The organism is Streptomyces sp. NPDC043876 (genome assembly GCF_056435825.1).
Map to the genome: position 1 here is coordinate 1 of NZ_JBWKDV010000039.1, position 7,204 is coordinate 7,204.

Here is a 7,204-nt window from a genome sequence, read left to right on the forward strand (position 1 = left end):
TTGCGGCGCTGGAGAGAGGCGAGCCTCTTCCGGACGCGGTGTTCGTGCCGCCGGCGGCCGGTCAGGAGGACGGCGACACCGTGGACTGCGTCCACATGGAGGTGAACTCGGCGCTGGCGCTGCTTCAGGAGTGGTTGGCTGAGGAGCGGTTGGCCGGGTTGCGGTTGGTGTGGGTGTCGGCTGGTGCGGTGGCGGTCGGTGCTGGTGTGGGTGTGGGGGATCTGCCGGGCAGTGCGGTGCGGGGTCTGTTGCGTTCGGCGCAGTCGGAGAACCCGGGCCAGTTGGTGATGGTGGATCTGGAGTCCGGTCGGGATGCGGTTGTGGCGTCGGTGGCGGCGCTTCCCGCGGCGCTGGCGGTGGGTGAGCCGGAGCTGGCGGTCCGTGATGGTGTGGTGAGCGTGCCGCGCCTGGTCCGCGTACCTGCCTCGGCGGCTGCTGAGGACACGCAGCTGCCGACCGGCTTCGGTGACCCGTCCGGCACGGTCCTGGTCACCGGTGCCACGGGTGGCCTGGGCCGGCTCTTCGCCCGCCACTTCGTCACCGAGCACGGGGTGCGGAACCTGCTCCTGGTCAGCCGTCGCGGTGCCGCTGCCGAGGGCGCGGAAGCGCTGGTCGCCGAGCTGGCTGAACTCGGCGCCCGGGCGGAGGTCGTCGCTTGTGATGTGGCGGACCGGGAGGCGTTGGCGGGGTTGTTGGCGCGGATTCCTGCGGAGCATCCGTTGACGGGTGTGGTGCATGCGGCTGGTGTGCTGGATGACGGTGTGCTGGGTGCGTTGACTGCGGAGCGGGTTTCCGGGGTGTTGCGTCCGAAGGTGGATGCGGCGTGGAACTTGCACGAGTTGACGCGGGGTCTGGGGTTGTCGGCGTTCGTGTTGTTCTCGGGTGCTGCGGCTTCGTTCGGTGCGGCGGGTCAGGCGAACTATGCGGCGGCGAATGCTTTCTTGGAGGGGTTGGCGGAGCAGCGGCGGGCGGAGGGTCTGCCGGCGGTGTCGCTGGCCTGGGGCCTGTGGGCCCCACAGGCGGGTGGCAGCGGTGGGATGGCCGGTCAGCTCGACGAGGTCGACCTGCGGCGCATCGCACGGGACGGCGTCGGAGCCCTGGCAGGCCACGAGGGCCTCGCGCTGTTCGACAGGGCGTTGGGGGTGGATGCGGCGGTGTTGGTGCCGATGCATCTGGATGTGGCGGTGTTGCGGGCTCGGGCGGTGTCGTCGGGTTCGACTCCGGCGTTGTTGCGGGCTTTGGTGCGGGTTCCGGCGCGGCGTGCGGTGGAGCGTCGGGGTGCGGGTGGTGATGGTGGTTCGCCGTTGGTGGCGCGGTTGCTGGGTGTGCCGGTGGCCGAGCGTGAGGGTGTGCTGCTGGATGTGGTGTGTGGTCGGGTTGCTGCGGTTCTGGGTCATGGTGGTGCGGGGGCGGTGGATGCGGAGCGTGCGTTCCGTGATCTGGGCTTCGATTCGCTGACCGCTGTGGAGCTGCGGAACGTTCTGAAGGAGGAGACGGGGCTGCGGCTGGCGCCGACGCTGGTGTTCGACTATCCGACGCCGGTGTCGCTGGCGCGGCACCTTCTGGCCGAACTCGCCGTCACCGACGAGCCCAACGCACAGGACGCGGCGCGGGACCTGCGTGCACCGGTCCGTAGGGCGGCCGGTGTCGCGGACGACCCGATCGTCATCGTGGGAATGGGCTGCCGCTTCCCCGGCGGGGTGCGGTCCCCCGAGGACCTGTGGCAGCTGGTCGCCTCGGGCGCCGACGGCATCACCACGTTCCCGACGGATCGTGGTTGGGATGTCGAGGGGTTGTATCACCCGGATCCGGATCATGCTGGGACGTCGTATACGCGTGAGGGTGGGTTCCTGCACGAAGCAGCCGAGTTCGATGCCGACTTCTTCGGGATCTCGCCGCGTGAGGCCCTTGCGATGGATCCGCAGCAGCGTCTGCTGCTGGAGACTTCTTGGGAGGCTTTCGAGCGGGCCGGGATCGACGCGACGTCGATGCGGGGCAGCCGTACCGGTGTTTTCGCCGGCGTGATGTACCACGATTACGCGAGCGGTTATGGCAACGGTGAGGAGTTGCCCGAGGGTGTGGAGGGGTATCTCGGTACCGGGATTTCCGGCAGCATCGCTTCGGGTCGGATCGCTTACACCTTTGGTCTGGAGGGTCCGGCGGTCACGGTTGACACGGCGTGTTCGTCGTCGCTGGTCGCGTTGCACTGGGCGATCCAGGCGCTGCGCAATGGCGAATGCGACATGGCCCTGGCCGGCGGTGTGGCGATCATGGCGACGCCGGAGACGTTCGTCGATTTCAGCCGTCAGCGCGGTCTGGCGGCCGATGGCCGGTGCAAGTCCTTCGCGGACGGTGCGGATGGCACCGGCTGGGCCGAGGGTGCGGGCATGCTTCTCGTCGAGCGTCAGTCGGACGCCGTGCGCCTGGGTCATCCGGTCCTTGCCGTGGTGCGTGGCTCGGCGATCAATCAGGACGGTGCGAGTAATGGTTTGACGGCGCCGAATGGTCCTTCGCAGCAGCGGGTGATCCGTGAGGCTTTGGCCGGGGCCGGGTTGTCGGCTGCGGATGTGGATGCGGTGGAGGCGCATGGCACGGGCACGCGGCTGGGTGACCCGATCGAGGCGCAGGCGTTGTTGGCGACGTATGGGCAGGAGCGGCTGGATGGCCAGCCGTTGTTGTTGGGGTCGATCAAGTCGAACATCGGTCACACGCAGGCTGCGGCCGGTGTGGCGGGTGTGATCAAGATGATCATGGCGATGCGGCACGGGGTGCTGCCCAAGACGCTGCATGTGGATGCGCCGTCGGCGCAGATCGACTGGGAGGCGGGCGATGTCAGCCTGCTGACGGAGGCGGTGGCGTGGCCGGAGACCGGGCGGGCGCGTCGTGCGGGTATCTCTTCGTTCGGCATCAGCGGCACGAACGCGCACACGATCATTGAGCAGCCGCCGGTCGCGACTGCGGTGGTTCAGGTTCAGCAGGGCGAGTCGGTCGTTCCGGCTGTGATGCCGTGGCTGTTGTCGGGCAAGGGCGGGGAGGCTGTGCGGGCGCAGGCTCGTCAGCTCCACTCGTATCTGGTGGGCACGCCCGAGCTGCGTGTGGTGGATGTGGCGTGGTCGCTGGCTTCCGGGCGGGCTGTGTTCGAGGACCGGGCGGCTGTGGTGGCTGCGGACCGTGAGGGCCTGCTGGCTGGACTGGCCGCGCTCGCGGAGGGCCGCTCCGCGACGGGTGTGATCGAGGGCTCGCCGGTGGGTGGGAAGACCGCCTTCCTGTTCACCGGTCAGGGCAGCCAGCGGCTGGGGATGGGGCGTGAGTTGTATGACGCCTACCCGGTGTTCGCGGATGCGCTGGATGCGGTATGTGAGCGGTTCGATCTGGATGTGCCTTTGCGGGATGTCCTCTTCGGTGCGGATGCGGAGCTGCTGAACCGCACGGAATGGGCGCAGCCTGCGTTGTTCGCGGTCGAGGTGGCGTTGTTCCGGCTGCTGGAGTCGTGGGGTGTGTGGCCTGACTTCCTCGCCGGTCATTCCGTGGGTGAGATCGCGGCTGCGCATGTGGCGGGTGTGTTCTCGCTGGAGGACGCGTGCTCGTTGGTGGCTGCGCGGGGGCGTCTGATGCAGGCGCTGCCGGGTGGTGGTGTGATGATCGCTCTCCAGGCGTCGGAGGACGAAGTCCTGCCGCTGTTGTCCGAGCGGGTGAGCATCGCTGCGGTCAACGGTCCGCAGTCGGTGGTCGTTGCCGGTGACGAGGACGCCGTGCTCGCGGTGGTGGGGGTGTTCGCCGACCGCAAGACCAAGCGGCTGACGGTCAGTCACGCCTTTCACTCGCCTCACATGGACGGGATGTTGGAGGATTTCCGTGAGGTGGTGGCGGGGCTGGAGTTCGCCGCTCCGCGGATCCCGGTTGTCTCCCACCTGACGGGTGCGCTGGTCTCGGACGAGATGGGTTCGGCCGACTTCTGGGTGCGACACGTCCGCGAGGCCGTCCGCTTCCTCAATGGTGTGCGGGCCCTGGACGAGGCCGGGGTCACGACCTACCTAGAGCTGGGTCCGGGTGGCGTTCTCTCAGCGATGGGCCAGGAGTGCGTGACGGGTGAAGACACGGCCTTCGTGCCCACCCTGCGGAACGGCCGCCCCGACGCGGAGTCCGTGGTCTCGGCCCTGGCTCAGGCGCACGTGCGGGGTGTGGCCGTCGACTGGGCTGCGTTCCTCGCCGGTACCGGCGCCCGACGGGTGGAGCTGCCGACGTACGCCTTCCAGTACCAGCGCTACTGGCTCCAGCTGACGGGCGCTGGGCGCAGCCTCGCGGGCTATGACGCGGACTCCCGTTTCTGGGACGCCGTGGAGCGCGAAGACCTCGCGTCGCTCGTCGGCACGCTGGAGGTCGAGGACGACGGCGCCTGGGACTCGGTCCTTCCTGCGTTGTCGGCGTGGCGCCGGGGTCTGCGGACCCAGTCGGAGGTCGACTCCTGGCGTTACCGGGTGTCGTGGAAGCCGCTGACGGACGGTGCTGTCGGTGCTGTGCTGTCGGGTGAGTGGCTGGTTGTGGTGCCGGCTGCGGGTGTGGATGATGCGGCTGTGGTGGCGGCTCTGGCTGGGCGTGGTGCTGGGGTGCGTCGGGTTGTGGTGGATCCGGGTACGGACCGTGCTGGGCTGGTTGAACTGCTGGCTGGTGTGGGGTCTGTGGCTGGTGTGGTGTCGTTGCTGGCGCTGGATGAGGTGGGTGGGCTTGTTGCTACCGCCGCTTTGGTGCAGGCGTTGGGTGATGCCGGGGTGGGGGCGCCGTTGTGGTGTCTGACGCGTGGTGCGGTGAGTGTGGGCCGTTCGGACCGGTTGGTGTCTGCTGTTCAGGCTCAGGTGTGGGGTTTGGGTCGGGTGGCGGCTCTGGAGGTTCCGGAGCGTTGGGGTGGTCTGGTCGATCTGCCTGAGGTGTGGGACGAGCGGGCGATGGGCCGGCTGGTTGCGGTCCTGGGTGGTGTTGAGGACCAGGTGGCGGTCCGGTCGTCTGGTGTGTTCGGTCGTCGTCTGGTGCGTGCGGCGCGGGCTGGGGGTTCGTGGTCGCCGTCGGGGACGGTGTTGGTGACGGGTGGTACGGGTGCGTTGGGTGGCCGGGTTGCTCGTTGGCTGGCTGGTGCGGGTGTTGAGCGTCTGGTGCTGACCAGTCGCCGTGGTCCGGATGCTCCGGGTGTGGCTGAGCTGGTGGCCGGCCTGGGTGTCGAGGTGTCCGTTGTCGCTTGTGATGTTTCTGATCGGGAGGCGTTGCGGGGGCTGTTGGCTGCTGAGGGCGGCGCGTTGACGGCTGTGGTGCATACGGCTGGTGTGCTGGATGACGGTGTGCTGGATGCGTTGACGCCGGAGCGGTTCGAGAGCGTGCTGCGGGCCAAGGCCACCTCCGCGCTCAACCTCCATGAGCTGACCGTTGAGCTGGGGATCGAACTCGACGCCTTCGTCCTCTTCTCCTCCATGAGCGGCATGGTTGGTGGCCCTGGACAGGGCAACTATGCTGCCGCCAACGCCTACTTGGACGCGCTCGCCGAGCAGCGGCGGGCGGCCGGTCTGGCTGCGACCTCGCTGGCGTGGGGTCCGTGGGCCGAGGGCGGTATGGCCGCCGACGAGGCTCTCGAGGCCCGGATGCGGCGTGAGGGTCTTCCGCCGATGGCGCCGGAGACGGCGATGGCTGTTCTGCGGCAGAGCGTGGGTGCGGTAGGTGACGCTGCTGCTTTGCTGGTGGCCGATGTGGCGTGGGAGCGTTTCGCGCCCGCCTTCTCCGTGGTCCGCCCCAGCAGCCTCTTCGCCGACCTGCCGGAGGTCCTGGCCGCGACAGCCACCGCCGACCACCCCGGCGACGAGGCCGGCGCTCCCGTAGGCCGACTGGCCGGACTCGGTGCTGCGGAGCTGGAGCGTGAGCTGCTGGCCTTGGTTCGTACGCATGTGGCTGCGGTGCTTGGTCATGAGGGTTCGGAGACGGTGGGTGCGGAGCGGGCGTTCAAGGAGTTGGGGTTCGATTCCCTGACGGCTGTGGAGTTGCGCAACCGGCTGGGGGCGGCGACGGGTGTGAGCCTGCCGGCGACGCTGATCTTCGACTACCCGACGGCTTCCGCCCTCATGTCGTTCCTGCGGGATGAGCTGCTGGGGGCCCAGGTCGAGGCCGTCACTGGTCCGGTGGTGACGGTGGCGGACGATGACCCGATCGCGATCGTGGCGATGAGCTGCCGTTTCCCTGGCGGGGTGCGCACTCCCGAGGATCTGTGGAAGTTGCTGGCGGCCGGTGGTGACGCGATCGGTGAGTTCCCGGTCGACCGCGGTTGGGACCTGGAGCGGCTCTACAGCCCGGACCCTGAACAGCAGGGCACCTTCTATGCCCGTGGGGGCGGCTTCCTCTACGACGTTGCGGACTTCGACGCGGAGTTCTTCGGGATCTCCCCGCGCGAGGCCCTTGCGATGGACCCGCAGCAGCGCCTGCTGCTGGAGACCACGTGGGAGGCCTTCGAGCGTGCGGGGATCGACCCGGCGATGCTGCGCGGTAGCCAGGCCGGTGTCTTCGTCGGAACCAATGGCCAGGACTACGGGGCCACGCTCCAGTCCGTCCCGGACGGCCTCGAGGGGTACCTGGGCACCGGCAACGCGGCGAGTGTGGTCTCGGGTCGGCTCTCGTACGCCTTCGGCCTCGAAGGCCCGGCCGTGACCATCGACACCGCCTGCTCGGCCTCCCTCGTCGCCCTGCACCTGGCTGTTCAGGCCCTGCGCAGCGGCGAGTGCTCCATGGCACTGGCCGGTGGCGTGACGGTCATGTCGTCGCCCGGCGCCTACATCGATTTCAGCCGTCAGCGTGGGTTGGCGGAGGACGGTCGGATCAAGGCTTTTGCGGCTGGTGCGGACGGGACCGGTTGGGGTGAGGGTGTGGGCATGCTGCTCGTGGAGCGGCTGTCGGATGCCCGTAGGAACGGTCACCCGGTCCTCGCGGTGGTGCGGGGTTCGGCGATCAACCAGGACGGTGCCAGCAATGGTCTGACGGCCCCGAACGGGCCTTCGCAGCAGCGTGTCATCCGCCAGGCGCTGGCGAGTGCGGGGCTGACGGGCGCCGACGTGGACGCGGTCGAGGCGCACGGTACTGGTACGAAGCTGGGCGACCCGATCGAGGCGCAGGCACTGCTGGCCACGTACGGTCAGGAGCGCGAGGACGGCCGTCCGCTGCTGCTGGGTTCGGT

At 69.0% G+C, this 7,204-nt stretch carries 1 protein-coding gene; it reads left to right on the top strand.

The annotated features are described in order from the left end of the window. Positions 1 to 7,204, top strand: a 7,204-nt coding sequence (locus tag AC0693_RS38490) for a type I polyketide synthase (RefSeq protein ID WP_478804589.1), incomplete at both ends; no start/stop codon positions are given.